Genomic DNA, 16672 nt, shown 5'->3' with positions numbered 1-16672 from the left:
TCTTTATGAGTAACAATCTTAAAAGTGATTGTCTTATAGTTATTTATTCAAACGTGATTATATTTTCAAATTCGTTTATTTGAACTCTTTCTTATCCTTCTAGCCACTCTGTTTTAAACTGCATCCAAAGGAATATTCCTGAGCATTATTACAAAAGCATACTGATATTAGTAACGATAAGTTGTTACCAAAGTTTATTCTCTGTTTGAGCGTTTTCAATGTTTAGTGATATCGTAAGTTTCAGCTACTGAGTGTTCGCGTTTAAATACGGTTCGAACCGATGGTGTTGCGGTAATATCAATTTCAATACCATGAAAGTACATATCTGCGTTTTCCAACAGACTTTTCATACGACTCGATTTAAACAAAGAAATCAGAATAAATTTAATTAACCTGCGATCATTTAACTGGTTGAGTAGTTGGTCTTCTTCTTGTTTGGAAATTTCTTTAAGCTGACGAAAGTGGGGGGTCAATTTTGGAATTAGACCGATTTCTATATCGAGTTGTTCCATGATAAACCCGGCTTCCGTAAATATCGGTTGGGCATTGTTCAAATCTGCAATAAGCGCTTTTATTTTCTCTGTGGTGAGTTGAGTAAGTGAGGAAGTATCTGATGCTGGCGATTCAGGTTGGTCGGAGTCATGCTCAAATCTTCGCTTAATATGCTCGAAAATCTCCTTAATCATCGCTTTGGCCTTATGAATTAAAAGTTATTTAAGTGGATTTGGAGGATCAGTGTAACAGCCTGATATATAAGCGCAACTTAATCTATTTAAGTTGCTAACCAGGTCAATTGAGATACTTATAACGACAAAATATAAACGGGCGTTTGAAAAAAAATATGGTCTTAGTAATATTAGAAGAATAGAATACGTGACACCGGTGTCAGTATTTGCCTGTAAAAACAACAATAATCACAACAAAAACAATAACAAAAGCACCAAATCTTAACGACACACTTATCTAGCACACTTATTTAGATTGTCACACACGGTTAAAACAACAGCAGAAAGGGGAGTATATGACTTTATACAAGGCGTCCCAAGCCAAAGACAACTGCGGGTTTGGGCTTATTGCCCAACTTGATGGTCTCCAAAGTCACCAATTAATTGATACGGCAATAACAGCATTAACAAGAATGACCCATCGCGGAGCGGTACATGCCGACGGAAAAACCGGTGATGGATGTGGTTTATCAATTCAGTTAGGAGAGAAGTTTTTTCGAAAAGTCGGAGAATCTCTCGGTTTTACATTGGGTGAAAGATTTGCCGTTGGCCAGGTATTCCTGAATAAAGATCAAAATAAAGCGAAAATTAGCCGGCGAATTCTTGAGGAAGAGCTGGCGAAAGAAACATTGACTGTTTGTGGTTGGCGTAAAGTGCCGATCGATACTTCGGTGTGTGGCGAAAATGCCTTGAATACATTGCCTGAAATTGAGCAAGTCTTTATTTCGGCACCACCTGGCTGGGGCGCATACGATCTTGAGCGGCGGCTGTTTATGGCTCGTCGCAGAGCGGCAGACCGAATCGATGACGAAGAATACTATGTGGTGTCGTTATCTAACTTGATGATTGTCTACAAAGGACTGGTTATTCCAAAATATCTTGGTCAGTTTTTCCCTGATTTAGCTGATCCAGATATGAAAAGTGCAATATGTTTATTCCACCAGCGCTTTTCAACCAACACTGCGCCACTGTGGAAGTACGCTCAACCTTTCCGCTATCTTGCGCATAATGGTGAAATTAATACGATTTCCGCCAATAGACGTTGGGCGGTCGCCAGACAGAAAAAACTTTATACGCCTTTACTTCCAGATTTGGGGAACTTAAAACAGCTGGTTAATCAAACCGGATCTGATTCCTCGTCTTTAGATAATATGCTGGAAATATTGCTCGCCGGCGGCATGGATATTTTTCGCGCGTTAAGATTGCTCGTGCCGCCTGCCTGGGCTAATCGAAGCAATATGGACCCCGATCTAAAAGCTTTTTATGAATTTAACTCGATGCATACCGAGCCATGGGATGGGCCTGCCGGAATCGTCATGTCTAACGGGGTGCAAATCGCCTGTACACTAGATAGAAATGGATTACGCCCAGCGCGTTATGTGATTACCAAAGACCGTGTTTTAACTGTCGCTTCGGAAGTTGGCGTGTGGGATTACAATGAAGAAGATGTGATCGAAAAAGACCGTGTTGGTCCAGGTGAAATGCTTGCGGCAGATATTTCGACCGGGCAGATTTGGCGAACCAATAAAATTGATGACATGTTGAAAACGCGCCACCCTTATTTGGAGTGGTTGCGTGAAAACACTATCAGACTGCGTAGCAATCCCTGGTTAGAAAAGCAGGGAGCACAAAAGTATATCGATAAAAATTTGCAAAACTTACCGCGTTTTGAAAAGTTTTTTAATGTTTCAGTTGAAGAAAAAGAACAAATTATTCAAGTCATGGCCAATCAAAGCCAGGAAGCCAGTGGCTCAATGGGCGATGACACGCCAATTGCCGTTTTGTCGCAAAAGTCACGTAGTTTATTTGATTATTTCCGGCAACAGTTTGCCCAGGTGACAAACCCACCGATTGATCCTTTAAGAGAAAAATCAGTGATGTCACTCGAAACCTGTTTTGGACGAGAACATAACGTGTTTCAGGAGACCAATGGGCTGGCTTCACGAGCAATTATTAGTAAGCCGATTTTAAATTATGCCAAGTTAGAACAACTTAAAGATCTTGATCAAAATTATTATCAACATCAATTGTTGTCTCTGAATTATGATGAAACTGAGAGTCTGGAAAATGCCATTCAATCTCTGTGTGATAAAGCTGTTGAATTGGTTAAGCAGGGTTGCGTAATCTTAAGATTAAGCGATCGGGATATCGCGCCAGGAAAGCTGGTTATTCATGCTGCCTTGGCTACCGGTGCTGTTCACAGCCGATTAATTGTTGAAGGGTTGCGGTGCGATACCAATATCATTGTTGAAACAGCAACCACTCGGGACCCTCACCACTTCGCCGTTTTACTCGGCGTCGGTGCCACAGCAATTTACCCCTATCTGGCGTTGCAAATTATTAATAATTTACATACCGAGTCGCGCCTGGATTTCGATCTGATTTCAGCCCGAAGAAACTATTTTAAAGGCATTAATAAGGGCCTGTTAAAAATTATGTCAAAGATGGGGATATCGACTATCGCCAGCTATCGTGGGGCACAACTTTTTGAAGCCGTTGGTCTTGATCAAAAAGTGATTGATCTATGCTTTCCATCGATGTACTCACGAATTGATGGAGCGACTTTTGAAGATATTCAAAGAGACTCATTACTGACTGCACGTAGAGCCTGGCAGAATAGTAAAAAGACAAAATTAAGCGGTCAGTTAAAATATGTTCATGGCGGGGAATATCATTGTTACAACCCGGATGTCGTACAAAAACTGCAGCAGGCGGTCAATTCTGGAAAATATTCAGAGTATCAAGAGTACGCCAATCAAGTGAACAATCGTCCGGTAGCGGCGTTGCGAGACTTGATGAAATTAAAGGTTTCACAAAATCCACTTGCAGAGCAAAAGGTCGAAAGTAAGCAAAACATCATGCGTCGTTTTGATTCTGCTGGTATGTCTGTCGGGGCGTTAAGTCCTGAGGCACATGAAGCTTTAGCAATGGCCATGAATCGAATTGGCGGGCGCTCAAATAGTGGAGAAGGCGGGGAAGATCCGGTTCGTTATCAATCAGATAAAAACTCGAAGATAAAACAGATTGCTTCTGGACGATTTGGCGTAACGGCCCGTTATCTGGCAAACGCTGAAGTGCTGCAAATTAAGATTGCTCAGGGTGCAAAACCTGGCGAGGGCGGACAACTTCCCGGCTCCAAGGTGACCATGGAAATTGCCCGGTTACGAAACTCAACCCCAGGCGTGACTTTAATTTCTCCACCACCGCATCACGATATTTACTCGATTGAAGATATCGCGCAATTAATTTTTGACTTAAAGCAAGTTAATCCAAAAGCGTTGATATCGGTGAAATTGGTTTCGGGTCCTGGCGTTGGAACTATCGCTGCAGGTGTCGCTAAAGCTTATGCCGATATGATTACGATTGCGGGCCATGACGGCGGCACCGGCGCTAGTCCGTTAACATCGGTCAAGTATGCAGGAACGCCTTGGGAATTAGGTTTAAGTGAGGCGCATCAGGCGTTAGTTGAAAATGGGCTACGAGATCGCATTTGTTTACAAGTTGATGGTGGCTTAAAAACGGGATTGGATGTGATCAAAGGCGCTATTCTCGGTGCTGATAGTTTCGGTTTTGGTACTGGTCCAATGGTTGCTTTGGGATGTAAATTTTTACGAATTTGTCATCTAAATAATTGTGCGACCGGTGTTGCGACACAAAACAAAACTTTAAGAAGTGAACATTTCACCGGCTTGCCTGAAAGAGTGATCAACTATTTTGAATTTATTGCGCAGGAAACTCGCGAGTGGTTGGCAAAACTTGGTGTCTCTTCATTAGATGAACTAATCGGGCGAACCGACTTACTTGAAATTGCAGAAGGTAGAACGACCAAACAAAATCACCTTAATTTACAAGTTATTCTAGATTCTGCGAAGCGTCCTGAGAATGGCGCTGCTCACTATCAACGCATTCGAAATGTACCTTTTGATAAAGGCGAACTTAATCAGAAAATTATAAATGATTTTAATGAGCAGATTAATTTGCCATTCGATCAGTTACAGGATGTGAACTTAACCTACCCGATTAAAAATTATGATCGTTCTGTCGGCGCTGCGTTAGCAGGACAACTTGCCCTGGAACAAAATCGTTATAAACGAATTAATTTAAACTTTAAAGGTATCGCAGGACAAAGTTTCGGCGTTTGGAATTCTACCGGAATGCATTTGAGACTGACTGGAGACGCCAATGATTATGTAGGTAAAGGAATGTCCGGCGGTTCGATTAGTATTTTTCCGCAGGAGAATATTCAATACGTAGCATCACGTGGAGCCATCATTGGAAACACCTGCCTATATGGTGCAAGCGGTGGTTCTTTATTTGCAGCAGGACAAGCCGGTGAGCGCTTTGCAGTGAGAAACTCTGGTGCTGACGCTGTGGTTGAAGGTTTAGGAGATCACGGGTGTGAATATATGACCGGAGGTACAGTTGTTGTATTGGGGCCTGTTGGTGAAAACTTTGCCGCCGGAATGACTGGTGGGCTTGCGTTAGTTCTTGACTTGCGTGAAACACTTTCCAAAAGAACCAACTTTGAGCATGTTGAATTGATGCCACTGGTAGAGCCGGAGTGCGAAAGCTATCAAACTCAGCTGATTGAATTAATCGACAACCATATCGAAAATACCGGGAGTCCCTGGGCGAAAAAAATACGTCAAAACTTACCACATTATCTTCACTATTTTATGGTCGTAGTGCCTAAAACAACAGGGCATATTGCTGTAGAAGTTGCACCTTTGAGGATTGTCCAATGAGTGAGCAAAACGTAAAACCGAGTCAACGGGATCCTTTAGAGTTTTTAAATCGCGCGAGAAGTGTGAACAAAAAGAGAACCATCAACGAAAGACGCGCAGATTTCGATGAAATTTATGTTGAGAAGCCGAGTGATGAATTATCAGAGCAAGCTTCAAGGTGTCTGGATTGTGGTAATCCTTATTGTGAATGGAAATGTCCATTACATAATTATATTCCCAACTGGTTAGAATTAGTTCGCAAAGAGCAATTCGATCAAGCCGCCAAACTGATGCATGAAACGAATCCCTTACCGGAAATATGCGGCAGAGTATGCCCACAAGATCGCTTGTGTGAAAAAGCGTGTACCCTGAATACAGGTTTCGGTGCTGTCACTATCGGCGCAATTGAAAAAAATATTTCCGATCGAGCGTTAGCGAAAAAATGGCGACCGGATCTATCTAATTTGGAAATGTCTGATAAAAAAGTCGCTATTGTCGGTGCTGGACCAGCGGGGTTGGGATGCGCTGAATTATTAGCGCGAAATGGTGTCAAGCCAGTTGTGTTTGATAAATATCCAGAAATCGGTGGACTATTAACTTTTGGAATACCGGGCTTTAAACTTGAAAAAGAAGTGGTCAGAAAAAGACGAGAATTTCTAGAAGATATTGGGGTTGAGTTTCGCCTTAATACCGAGGTTGGTAAGCAGGTTAGCGTTCAGTCATTAAAAGATGATTATGACTCTTTATTTCTCGCTATGGGGTGTTATAAAAGTGTCACCGGCAACTTACCCGGCGGCGAAACAGAAGGCGTTATCAAGGCTTTAGATTTCTTGGTCGCTAACGTCAATCTCCAACAAAATTACCAGATGACTGGTTATCCATTTCAAAGTATGCAAGGAAAGAAAGTCGTTGTTCTTGGTGGCGGAGACACGGCGATGGATTGTGTTCGTTCTGCAATTCGGCAAGATGCCGAATCTGTGACTTGTGTTTATCGAAGGGACAAAAAATCAATGCCCGGTTCACCTCAGGAGGTGAAAAACGCAACAGAAGAAGGCGTTCAGTTTTTATACAATCGACAGCCATTATCCATTGAGGAGAAAAATGGTCAGGTTTGTGGTGTTAAACTGGCTGAGACAGAATTGCAACGGGATTTTTCCAATGACAGAAGCAATTTTGTTGTTAATCAGGATAAAACTAGTTTGTTGGAGGCAGATGTTGTTATTTTGGCATTTGGTTTTCAGGCGAGCCCAGCGAGTTGGTTTGATGACATTGGCGTCACGCAAAAGTCGAACGGATTGGTCATTACTCAATCAACCAACGATCCCGATTTACCTTATTTACAGCATACCGAGTCCGAAGGTATTTTCGCCGGCGGAGATATGGTTAGAGGTGCCGATCTGGTAGTGACTGCGATTGCCGAAGGGCGTCAGGCGGCGAGAGAAATTCTCGACTATCTCAATGTTTAAGGAGGACGATTATCGATAAAATCGATATTGGTTGTGAGAAACAAAAACCACGTCTTCAAGGCGTGGTTTTTTTCGTTTTGCCGTTAACTGACTTTAAGAAAATAGGCAACTTTTGGCCTTAGAGAAAAACCTGCTAGCCAAAAAAAGCGTATGTTGGTAAATTAAGCTTATTACCATTTTGACTTTTTTAATAATGACTCACTCTATTACTCACCACCGAGATATCCGCCAATCTAAACTTTGGTTAACCGAGAGTATTAGCGAGCAAATTAAATCAATTGTCAGCACATGTTTTACCGGTATTTGTGCCGACGATTATTTAGCGAAATATTTTTTTGATGAAAACTGTTTCGAAAGAAAGCTGCGCCTTTTTTACGATGGAAAAAAACTGGTTGGATATTGTTTGTTAACCTTTTCTGATGTAACAACAGCGCATCGAAAAATTGTTTGTATCGGCGCTTCCGCGGCTTTTTTTCGCGAATACCGCAATGGCAATCAAACAGTCAGTTTTTCAATCATTGAATCAATAAAGTACTGGCTTTTACATCCCTGGAAAAAGATTTATTACGCCGACACTATGCTGAGCCCGGCGATGTATAGAGTCGTAGCGAAAAGCGTTAATGTGATTTATCCGAACAGTGAAACAGAAAGTGGTGATCGCCAAACACCTGAAGATATTTCAACTTTGGTTAAATTGTTAAAACGAAAAATGGATAAAGACAGCTCGGGAGAAAGTTCGGGAGAAAGTTCGAATCAGCACCCTAACGTGGTTTACGTTGGTCGAAAAAGTAATTACTCGGATGATGACATCCATAATTTTTTTACCAGCCCAAAAGAAGAAATACGCTGTTACTGTAAAATTAATCCACAGTTTAATGAAGGCTACGCCCTGATCGCGGTAATACCCATGTGCTTTAAGCAGTTAACGAGCTTAAAACTTAGTTAACCCCAACTCGGGATAAGAAAAGCCAGAAAAACTTTCAATTTAAAGTGCTTCGAAATTCCAAAAGCTCGAAACTTAAAAATTATTCAAAAGTTCAAATCGTAAATGTTAATCTCTGGTTAATTGCTAAAAGTATAGCGTTTGTTTTCAACATTCACGTCAGGCGGCCGTTTGTTCTTTTCAAACCATTGATAACCTTGCTGCAAATTTTTCCAAAAATCATACCAGGGATTGTTTTTATATTGAACGAGGGTATTTTCATCCAAGGGAAATGGAAATGCATGAACTCTAAAAAAAGGCGAACCCTTTTTGAAAGCTGCGTCAGCGATGGTATAAATTTCTTCAATGTACTTATCTGTCATCGCATAGCAACCGATAGAAACACAATCTCCGTGAACCATCAAAAAACTACCGGTGCGATTATGGGCGCGATCGTATTGGTTAGGGTAGCCGAGGTTAAATGATAGGTGAAATCGGCTACTTGGGTTCATTCTTTGAGGCGTTACATAATAAAATCCTTCGGGACTTTGACGATCGCCTTCTTGTAGTTTAGGGCCTAGTTCGCCTGAAAAAGTGCAAATTGGATATTGTCGAAATAACTTAAAACGACCATCGTCTCCCTGCACCCAAAGTTCAAGCGTACCGGGCTTTTTAAACACGCGAATAAAAATGGGATTACCTAGTGTGAGCCCCATTGCTTCCATTTTCACTGATAGTATCGGCGCGTGCTTTTGAATGGCAAGTTTAGAACGAGCGCTGGTTGGAATTTTCTGAATGGCGAATAACTCCAAAGGAAGTATTAAACAACAAAATATCAGGAAAGATCTGATCAAGAGAAGCCTAGAAATAAAGCCTCAATACGGTTTCCGCGACGCAAGCTAGTCGTTTACTATTTTCTACTTCAATACTCACTTCGTTGACTAACTCAATGCTTTTTCTCATTGGCGTCAGTCCCACTAGCTTGCTTCTTGCTCTAACCCGTGACCCCGCCTTGACCGGGTATGGAAAGCGGACTTGATTAAGTCCATAGTTAACAGACATTTTCGCTTCAGGGTAAGGGTTGTTGGTATCGTCAACGGCATCAGTTAATTTTGGAAGTAATGCCAAAGTAAGGAAACCATGGGCAATCGTTGTTTTAAAAGGAGACTCTTTAGCGGCCCTTTCTGGGTCGGTGTGTATCCATTGCCTATCGCCGGTAACTTCGGCGAACTGGTTGATACACTCCTGATCGACGCTAAACCACTCGCCAACGAAAGTTTCCTCTCCCAGTCGCTGTTCTAATTTACGATACATTTCTGCAGCTGCAGGAACCAGCACCAGCGGAGTAGGCTCATTTCTCTCTTCGTCGTCAGATGGTTTAAACCGCGAAATCCAGGGATTATTCAGGGTATTGGCAATTGTTTTGCTTAATAGCTCAGACAGGTTTTTAAACTGAGGTTCAATTTTAGCGCGAAATTCAGCGTTGTTTTGCTGAAAGCGCTGTTTTTTTTCTCTGATGAACTCAACAACATTCACTAAAATGGCTCCCGATTACTGTTCCGTGTGCGGTAGGCAAGAGTCGTTAACGATTATGCGAATCGAATTGCCGTCTGCGACCGATGAAAAAATTCGAATGAGTGACAGACACGCGCATAATTTAACCACTCGCATCAAAGACCTACGACTATCTGCTGCAGACTGACTCGCCTTTATATCAGACACTGGTTTTTGTTACAGACTAGTATTATACAATGGACTTTTTAGCATGCACCATTTTATTGTTAATATATGGCAAATCGGTGACAGATTATGAGAGCTTAATCAATGTTATTTGCAGTTGTAGCAATTTTGCTGTTGGCACTTATATTGGGCCCAAACTGGTGGGTTCGCCACGTGTTATCAAAACACAGCGAACAACTGGATGGAATGCCTGGCAGCGGCGGAGAGCTAGCCAGACACCTGTTGGATCGCTTTGAGTTGCAGCAAGTTAAGCTAGAAACCGCTGAAGAAGGTGGTGATCATTATGATCCGCAAGCTAACGTGGTGAGGTTGAGCCCCAGCTATTTAAACGGCAAGTCATTAACCGCCGTTGCGGTGGCAGCCCACGAAGTTGGCCATGCGATCCAGTTTAACCGAAATGAGCCCGTCAGCTTTTTACGTAAACGCTACCTGGGCACCGCTCAAAAAGTTCAAAAGCTCGGCATATCACTGCTCATGGCGCTCCCGATGGTCGGCGTATTAGTGCGTATTCCCCATCTTGTGGGATTAACGGCACTGATTGGTTTAGCGACTTTACTGTCTTCGGTGTTCATTTACGCGGCGATTCTGCCGGAAGAGTGGGATGCCAGTTTTAACAAGGCGCTTCCCATCTTGAAGAAAGGGAACTATGTTCCTGATCATTATATGCCTGCAATTCAGCAGATACTTAAAGCGTGTGCGTTGACTTATGTTGCCGCGGCCCTGGCCGACATATTGAGATTATGGCGCTGGTTGGCACTATTGAGAATGTTTCGTTAGAGCACCAATAGCGGAAATAGGTTAATTTACTATCGCTTTTTTCAAAGTGTTCTATGAAAAACGGTTATGTGCTAAAGATTGAGTTTGAATAGACCATACATTAGAATTGTCGAATATAATAAATGTTGGATTGAGCAAAATCTGGTTCAGCGAATTTGTGAAAACTGACAAAAAATAGTAAAGGCCTATCTTTAAATGGCCGACGATAAAACGACCAGGAGAATTGAATGCATCACGATCGCTTAAACGAGATCTATCTAGATAACAATGCGACGACACCAGTGCTGGAAGATGCGGTGAAAGCGGCGCAAGATGCAATGCAAACCGTGTACGGCAACCCGAGCAGCACCCACGTTACAGGGCTAAGAGCCAGGTATATTCTAGATTCAACGCGGGACCTTGCCAAAGAGGTTGTTGGCGCAGGTCGCGGTAATATTATTTTTCTGAGCGGTGCAACAGAGGGAATTCAAACGGCAATTTTTTCTGCGTTGATTGAAATCAAACGAAAAATCAGTCAGCAGGGTAACGAAAATTATCGATACTTGCTTTATGGGGCAACTGAACATAAAGCCGTTCCCAATTCCCTTAAACACTGGAATGATATCCTGGAAATTGGCGCCGAACTGGTTTCAATTCCAGTGGATAATGACGGTAAGCTCGATTATGACTTTATCGAGAAGCATTTGAGTAAAACTGCGATGATTTGCACCATGGCGGTTAACAATGAAACTGGCGTGGCGCAAGACTTAGGTGCACTAGAAACGCTTATTCGAACCCATAATGCTAGCGTTCCCTGGATGGTAGATTGTGTACAGGCGCTAGGAAAGTTTGAGTTGGAATTGGCGAAAACGACTATCGATTATGCGCCCTTTAGCGGACATAAAATTTATGCGCCAAAGGGAATCGGCATGTTATACACCCGAGAGGGAGCCCCGCTCACGCCTTTTATTGCCGGTGGTGGCCAAGAGAGCGGGTTACGTTCAGGTACTGAAAACTTGCCCGGTGTTGCAGCCTTCGGCGCAATTTTAAAGCATATTAACGAAACTGAGTGTCAGTTGTTTAAATCCCACGAGGTTCTGGCTGGGTTTAGAAATAAAATTGTCGAGACACTTAAGCTGGCATTTCCCGGTATCGTATTTAATATGCCGTTTGAGACCTCGGTTCCTACCACAATTAATTTTTCTGTCAAAGATTTTCCGAGTAAGGAGATTCTTGACTTATTTGATGCGGCACAAATTCGCGTAAGTTCAGGATCAGCCTGTAGTTCAGGAGTGACTCGAAGCTATGTGCTCGATGAAATGGGGTTGCCGGCATGGCAATCTGAATCAGCCATTAGAATGTCATTTGGACCCGCTGTGACTGAACAAGAAATCGACGATGCCTGTGAGAGAATCTTACTTGCTTCGCAAGCGTTGACCCAGTCTTGTTTGATGCTGAATAACTTAGGAGTTGATATTGATAGCCCGCGTCAGGAAGGCCTCATTCAGTTAAAAAGTGGGTCTGCATGTACCTGGATTTATGCTGATTCACAATCGGAATCGATGGTTGTGATTGATCCGGTAGAAGAACTGGGCGAGAGAATCGAAAAATTTGTTCACTGCCAAGGATACCGAGTGAAAGCGATAGTGGACACCCACTCTCACGCCGATCATGAATCTTGCCGGCCGATGTTACAGAAGTTACTCCAATCTCAGTTAAGTTATGACTTAAAAGACTATGATGAATTGGGATGGCCAATGGTATCGACACAAAATGTGACTTTGTCGGATGGTCAGTCAGTTTCCGCAATTCAACTCAGCAACAATTTGGTTTTAGCGAAGCTAGAAACGCCTGGACACACGAGCGATAGCCAAAGTTTATTGTTAGGCCAATCAGTTGACTCACAGTTAAAAGCAGAAGATGTTAGATTTGCTTTTGTCGGCGACACGATTTTAATTGGCGGATTAGGGCGAACCAATTTTGTCTCCAGCTCAACCAGTAAAATGTATGACAGTTTACAAACTTTGTGTAGTGTTATTGGACAAAGCACATTGATGTGCCCATCGCATGATTATAATAATGAGTTTGCAACAACGGTGTATGCTGAAGAAGCGGGCAATGCGTTGTTACATGAAGTTAAAAGTCATTTAGTAGAGAAGTCCCATTTCGTCAAACAAAAGGAATCACTCGATAAGCGATTAAACGATCAGGTTGGACATGAAATATTATGTGGTGTCGTTGGAAAACAGTGTGATAGTGAGGGGATACATGTGATGCCTGAGGAGCTGCAACACTTTCTGAAATCTCACCCTCAGATTCGGGTTCTGGATGTGAGAGAGGCCCACGAGTTTCATCTATTTAATGATTGGGATAGTTTAAACCTGGAACGCGCGCCGGAAAATGTTCCTTTGTCACGGCTTGCGAATTTCATCGGCAATAACATCTGCTCAGGGGACTCGGAAAAACAGGAGTTGCTTTTTGTTTGCCGAAGCGGTTCCAGAAGCGCCAAAGTTGCAGAAACTTTCCGTCGGCTGGGCTTTGAAAATGCTCGCCATATTTCAGGTGGCGTTGCTTTGAATTGTGTCGCTTGCGATTAGTTCACGAGTCCTAGTTTTTCAATCTTGATCGCGCCAGAGTTCGGCGCGATCCCTTCATATCATCTCTCACTGGTTTCACTAGCACAACCGATGGCTAGTCAATACGAACTTCACTGCCATATAAGTGTCTTACCAAAAGCTCTTTACTAAAAGCCGTGTTGCGCATCAATTTGTTGAATTGATTGATACTGATGGCATATGATGGTTTTTTTTCAGTTTTAATCAGCGAACTTCGACCTGTCTATCGAAAAACAAGGATCTATTATCTTGAAACTACTTCAATTGTTGTTCTTTTCCGTCATGTTATCTTCCTGTAGTTCTGTGCCGATAAGTTCCATGGTAAAGCTGGCGAGTTTTGATGAAAAAGATTTAGTCAATATTAACCCTAACCAGGTGAGAACTCGAATTACCATTAATGAACCTGCGGAATTACAGACTCGTGATGTAAAATTAGCTTTAAGGTTTGGTTATGATGGTGAAGAGGAAACAGAGTATCAATTTATACTCGATTTACTTAACAATAAAACCTTAAAGGAAAGTAAAGGTTTCTTTTCGAATAGCCCCAAACGGCACCAGTACGAGTTCAAAATTGCGGTTGCTTCAATTGCAGAATTTAAAAAGTATCAACGTGAATTTTTAAAGTATGGTAAACCAGAAAAGTACCATTGGACTGTTTATTACTATTTGAAAAAACGACCTGAAGAAGGTGAGCCGATTAACTTAGACCTGGAACTTAAGCTGGCCGAAGCCGATGATTATTTTTACCTGTTAAAATCGGCGGAAATGGATGTTGAATAGTCATGGTTTTATCGACTGTTTTTCTCGTGAAAAAATGGCAGAATTGAATAGACTCAAGATCAATGAACTATAGAAACGCTAACTATAACGATATCGATGCAATCGCTGAGCTACATGCAGAAAGCTGGCGAGAAATCTATCGAGGAATATTGTCAGATTCGTTTTTAAATAAAGAAGTACTCAGCGAAAGAAGGCAAGCCTGGGAGGAAATCTTAGGCAAGCCGCTTGATAATCAATTGGTATTTTTAGTCGAGTCAAAAAGTTCGCTTTGCGGCTTCATTTGCGCGTCTGGCGCTAAGCATCCACAATTGGGAACACTGATTGATAACCTTCACATTAACCGAAATTACAAAGGGCAGGGGCTTGGTACAAGGCTACTTTCTACTGTTGCGCAATGGTCGTTAAAAAATTTCCCTAAAGCTGGATTATATCTCGAAGTTTTGGAGGAAAATCATCTCGCAAGAAGTTTTTACGAATCACTTGGCGCAACGAACGTTTCTGAAAACTACTGGCACTCTCCGTGTAACACCAAGGTTAAGGAGTTTTTATATGCATGGAAAAGCCCTGCACAACTAACAGGTAATCAATAGTTACGTTCTTGTTAAATAGTTGAGGCGCAACTGAAGCGAAAAACTTCGGTTGCGCTGTGCTGAAAGTTACTATGACCAGTCAATTTCCGTCATTTCTGATGATTGAGACCAGCTGAGTTTAAATTTCCCTTTTTGTTTTTTAGATTGTTGGAGAACAACGCCGCACTCATTTTCGATTTTTGCCCGACCTCGTTGAATTATTTTGTGGAGGTCAATTACATCACCTTCGCGATGGTGGTCAGTTGCACCGCGCATTGAACGCTCGTTACCAATTTGCCACTTGATTTTCTTTTTACAGTCGTCGTCCAATGAGTTAAAAATTTCTTTGCTGGTCCAACCGCCATTAGCGTATGCATTGACACTGAATCCAGAGAGGAGTGTACCGATAACGATCGCTGAAATAGGGGTTAATTTTCTCATGATATTTCTCCTTACCAATATGAATTGTGAACTTTCCACAGGGAAAGCATGCTTGAGTCGCCAGTTTCATTAATTGGAGAGAGTTTGCGGAATTGGAGTGAACAATTCAGCTTTTCGCTTGTTAATTCAAATAGAGTCATAGACGCTACGAAAGCAGAAATTGCTTTTGATAATAGGTATTGCGGAATTTGAGAGAAATTGGTCAAAAACAATAAAAGGATAGAGTTTTTCTTCCATTTTCTATTTTGGAAAATAACTGAGAGAGTATTAATCGTGTGCATTCTTTCATCCATGAAATAGGCTGATAGCATTCTACCGCTTCTATCATTGCATACACACGGCTGAACGATGAAAGTTGTATGAGATATCGACTTTTTTCGTTGTAAGAAAATGGCTATAAGGGGACTTTTTTCGTCAAGTACCGGAGCAAATAACGCTGGTTAAAAGGGACTTTTAGTCTCAGTTCGCTCAACTCGAGGAGTAACCTGCAAACGGAGACTGAAGTTCATGTGACTATATGCTGTTTTTAGTCACATGAATTTTCTGATTTTATCTCTAACGGGATATTCAATAATTCAGAATTATAATAATAAGCATAACCTTTCAAAACGTTCTTTTAGCAGGTCTAATTTTAAATCAGCGCACGCACCTGGAGAGGTTCTCTGTTGAATGCTCTGTTCTGGCGAACGATCATCTAACTCCGCGTAACGCTCAACAACTTGTTGGTAAGCGGTTCGAAAGGACATGCCTTGACTACTGAGCTCAACTGCGAAATCGGTGGCGTACATGGGGGTATCAATTGCGTCTTTTAAGCGATCGGTTTTAAAACGGGTTGCTTCTATCACTTGAGGAAAAAGTTGCAGCGTTTGTAAGCTTTTAGTGACCGCTCGAATGAGAGGTCCCTTAGTGAGTTGCAGATCTCTTTGATAGCCAGACGGGAGTGACAAAATCGATTGCAATTCAATTGTAGCGGATTGAACCACAGCGTAGCTGGCTCTCATCAATTCAATCAGGTCTGGATTTCTTTTATTCGGCATTATCGAACTTCCTGTCGTCATTTCCTCCGGTAGTTCGACAAAATCAAATTCCTGGGTAGTAAAAAGCGATAGATCCCAACAGAACCTTCTAATATCGAGTAAGCATTGAGACAGTGCTGAGAGAGCTGCCAGTTCAAATTTACCACGACTATTTTGCACGTATATCGGGTTGAGCTGAATTCTGGCGAATTCCAGTTCTTTAGTCGTTAACTCCCGGTTAAGCGGTAAATTTACGCCGTAACCAGCAGCTGTGCCCAGCGGGTTGGCATCGATCAGATTAATAGCGGCATCGAGACTCATCAAATTATCGATCATCGCCTCGGCGAAGCTCGCAAACCACATGCCGCAAGTGGAGGGGACCGCTCGCTGCATATGGGTATAGCCTGGCATTGCTACTGATCGTGTCGCTTCTGCCTGATTAATACACGCGTTAATGGCATTTTCAACCAAGCCGCGCGCTTCCATCAACGATTGTTTTAGATAGAGTCTGGATGCGACTAATACTTGATCATTTCGCGAGCGGCCCGTGTGAATTTTTTTGCCCAGTTCTCCAAGTTGTTCCACCAGGTAACACTCTATCGCCGAATGGCAATCCTCGAAAGCTTCTGATAATTGAAAATTTCCACTGTGAATTTCAGCGGACAGCTGATCGAGTTTAGCAAGTAACTGCTCGCATTCTTGTTGATCAAGAACGTCGATTGACTCAAGGCCGCGAACGTGGGCTTTGCTCGCTTGAATGTCATAAAGGATCAATTTTTTATCGAGTTGAATATCTTCTCCGGCCATGTAATCCATAATGACCTGATCGATGTTCGCTTGAGCATTTTTTTGCCAAATTGGGGCTGCCATGAAATTGTATTCCTCTGTGTCGCTATTATTAAAGTGGTTCTGAAAATT

General features: G+C 42.2%; 12 protein-coding genes. 7 read left to right on the top strand and 5 right to left on the bottom strand.

Annotated features, from left to right (window positions below):
* Positions 1 to 215 precede the first annotated feature (215 nt).
* The gene (locus tag FLL46_RS15800; RefSeq protein ID WP_142932307.1) at positions 216 to 686 is read right to left on the bottom strand and encodes a Maf family protein; all 471 of its coding nucleotides are present in this window, start codon (positions 684 to 686) and stop codon (positions 216 to 218) included.
* Positions 687 to 1021: 335 nt separating this feature from the next.
* Between FLL46_RS15800 and gltB the strand changes: the two genes are divergently transcribed.
* The 3 genes from gltB (at position 1022) to FLL46_RS15785 (ending at position 7861) form a co-directional block, all read left to right on the top strand.
* The gene (gene gltB, locus FLL46_RS15795; protein WP_142932306.1) at positions 1022 to 5470 is read left to right on the top strand and encodes a glutamate synthase large subunit; all 4449 of its coding nucleotides are present in this window, start codon (positions 1022 to 1024) and stop codon (positions 5468 to 5470) included.
* Complete coding sequence (locus tag FLL46_RS15790) at positions 5467 to 6915, top strand: FAD-dependent oxidoreductase (protein WP_142932305.1); 1449 nt, start codon at positions 5467 to 5469, stop codon at positions 6913 to 6915. Before gltB ends, FLL46_RS15790 begins: the two co-directional genes overlap by 4 nt.
* A 193-nt stretch (positions 6916 to 7108) precedes the next feature.
* Complete coding sequence (locus FLL46_RS15785; protein WP_142932304.1) at positions 7109 to 7861, top strand: hypothetical protein; 753 nt, start codon at positions 7109 to 7111, stop codon at positions 7859 to 7861.
* 116 nt (positions 7862 to 7977) lie between these two features.
* On the opposite strand, the gene FLL46_RS15780 is transcribed toward FLL46_RS15785, so the two are convergent.
* Positions 7978 to 8649 carry a L,D-transpeptidase family protein gene (locus FLL46_RS15780; protein ID WP_210418725.1) on the bottom strand — a complete coding sequence of 224 codons (672 nt, stop codon included), beginning with the start codon at positions 8647 to 8649 and terminating at the stop codon, positions 7978 to 7980.
* Positions 8650 to 8698: 49 nt separating this feature from the next.
* Positions 8699 to 9373 carry a MaoC family dehydratase gene (locus FLL46_RS15775; protein ID WP_246119329.1) on the bottom strand — a complete coding sequence of 225 codons (675 nt, stop codon included), beginning with the start codon at positions 9371 to 9373 and terminating at the stop codon, positions 8699 to 8701.
* A 288-nt stretch (positions 9374 to 9661) separates the two neighbouring features.
* On the opposite strand from FLL46_RS15775, the gene FLL46_RS15770 reads away from it, so the two are divergent.
* From FLL46_RS15770 to FLL46_RS15755, 4 genes are all read left to right on the top strand, one after another.
* Positions 9662 to 10354: a zinc metallopeptidase gene (locus FLL46_RS15770; protein ID WP_142932303.1), complete on the top strand. Its 693-nt coding sequence runs from the start codon at positions 9662 to 9664 to the stop codon at positions 10352 to 10354.
* A 227-nt stretch (positions 10355 to 10581) separates the two neighbouring features.
* Positions 10582 to 12930, top strand: a complete 2349-nt coding sequence (locus FLL46_RS15765) for an aminotransferase class V-fold PLP-dependent enzyme (RefSeq protein ID WP_142932302.1) — start codon at positions 10582 to 10584, stop codon at positions 12928 to 12930.
* A 267-nt stretch (positions 12931 to 13197) separates the two neighbouring features.
* A complete protein-coding gene (locus FLL46_RS15760; RefSeq protein ID WP_142932301.1) occupies positions 13198 to 13728 on the top strand; it encodes a hypothetical protein in 531 nt (176 codons plus the stop codon).
* Between the two features lie 62 nt (positions 13729 to 13790).
* Positions 13791 to 14318, top strand: a complete 528-nt coding sequence (locus FLL46_RS15755) for a GNAT family N-acetyltransferase (protein WP_142932300.1) — start codon at positions 13791 to 13793, stop codon at positions 14316 to 14318.
* 69 nt (positions 14319 to 14387) lie between these two features.
* On the opposite strand, the gene FLL46_RS15750 is transcribed toward FLL46_RS15755, so the two are convergent.
* Complete coding sequence (locus FLL46_RS15750; protein ID WP_142932299.1) at positions 14388 to 14738, bottom strand: hypothetical protein; 351 nt, start codon at positions 14736 to 14738, stop codon at positions 14388 to 14390.
* Between the two features lie 581 nt (positions 14739 to 15319).
* Positions 15320 to 16624, bottom strand: a complete 1305-nt coding sequence (gene argH / locus FLL46_RS15745; RefSeq protein WP_142932298.1) for an argininosuccinate lyase — start codon at positions 16622 to 16624, stop codon at positions 15320 to 15322.
* Positions 16625 to 16672: the final 48 nt, after the last annotated feature.

This window comes from Aliikangiella coralliicola, assembly GCF_007004725.1.
GTDB classification, from domain to species: Bacteria; Pseudomonadota; Gammaproteobacteria; order Enterobacterales; family Kangiellaceae; genus Aliikangiella; species Aliikangiella coralliicola.
The sequence above is the reverse complement of the archived record's forward strand: the minus strand, read 5'-3'. Positions and strand labels throughout refer to the sequence as shown.

Bases quoted from the DNA above. Each gene is read 5' to 3' on its own strand.
- FLL46_RS15800 (WP_142932307.1), bottom strand. From the start codon at position 686: ATGATTAAGGAGATTTTCGAGCATATTAAGCGAAGATTTGAGCATGAC.
- gltB (WP_142932306.1), top strand. From the start codon at position 1,022: ATGACTTTATACAAGGCGTCCCAAGCCAAAGACAACTGCGGGTTTGGG.
- FLL46_RS15790 (WP_142932305.1), top strand. From the start codon at position 5,467: ATGAGTGAGCAAAACGTAAAACCGAGTCAACGGGATCCTTTAGAGTTT.
- FLL46_RS15785 (WP_142932304.1), top strand. From the start codon at position 7,109: ATGACTCACTCTATTACTCACCACCGAGATATCCGCCAATCTAAACTT.
- FLL46_RS15770 (WP_142932303.1), top strand. From the start codon at position 9,662: ATGTTATTTGCAGTTGTAGCAATTTTGCTGTTGGCACTTATATTGGGC.
- FLL46_RS15765 (WP_142932302.1), top strand. From the start codon at position 10,582: ATGCATCACGATCGCTTAAACGAGATCTATCTAGATAACAATGCGACG.
- FLL46_RS15755 (WP_142932300.1), top strand. From the start codon at position 13,791: ATGAACTATAGAAACGCTAACTATAACGATATCGATGCAATCGCTGAG.
- FLL46_RS15750 (WP_142932299.1), bottom strand. From the start codon at position 14,738: ATGAGAAAATTAACCCCTATTTCAGCGATCGTTATCGGTACACTCCTC.
- argH (WP_142932298.1), bottom strand. From the start codon at position 16,624: ATGGCAGCCCCAATTTGGCAAAAAAATGCTCAAGCGAACATCGATCAG.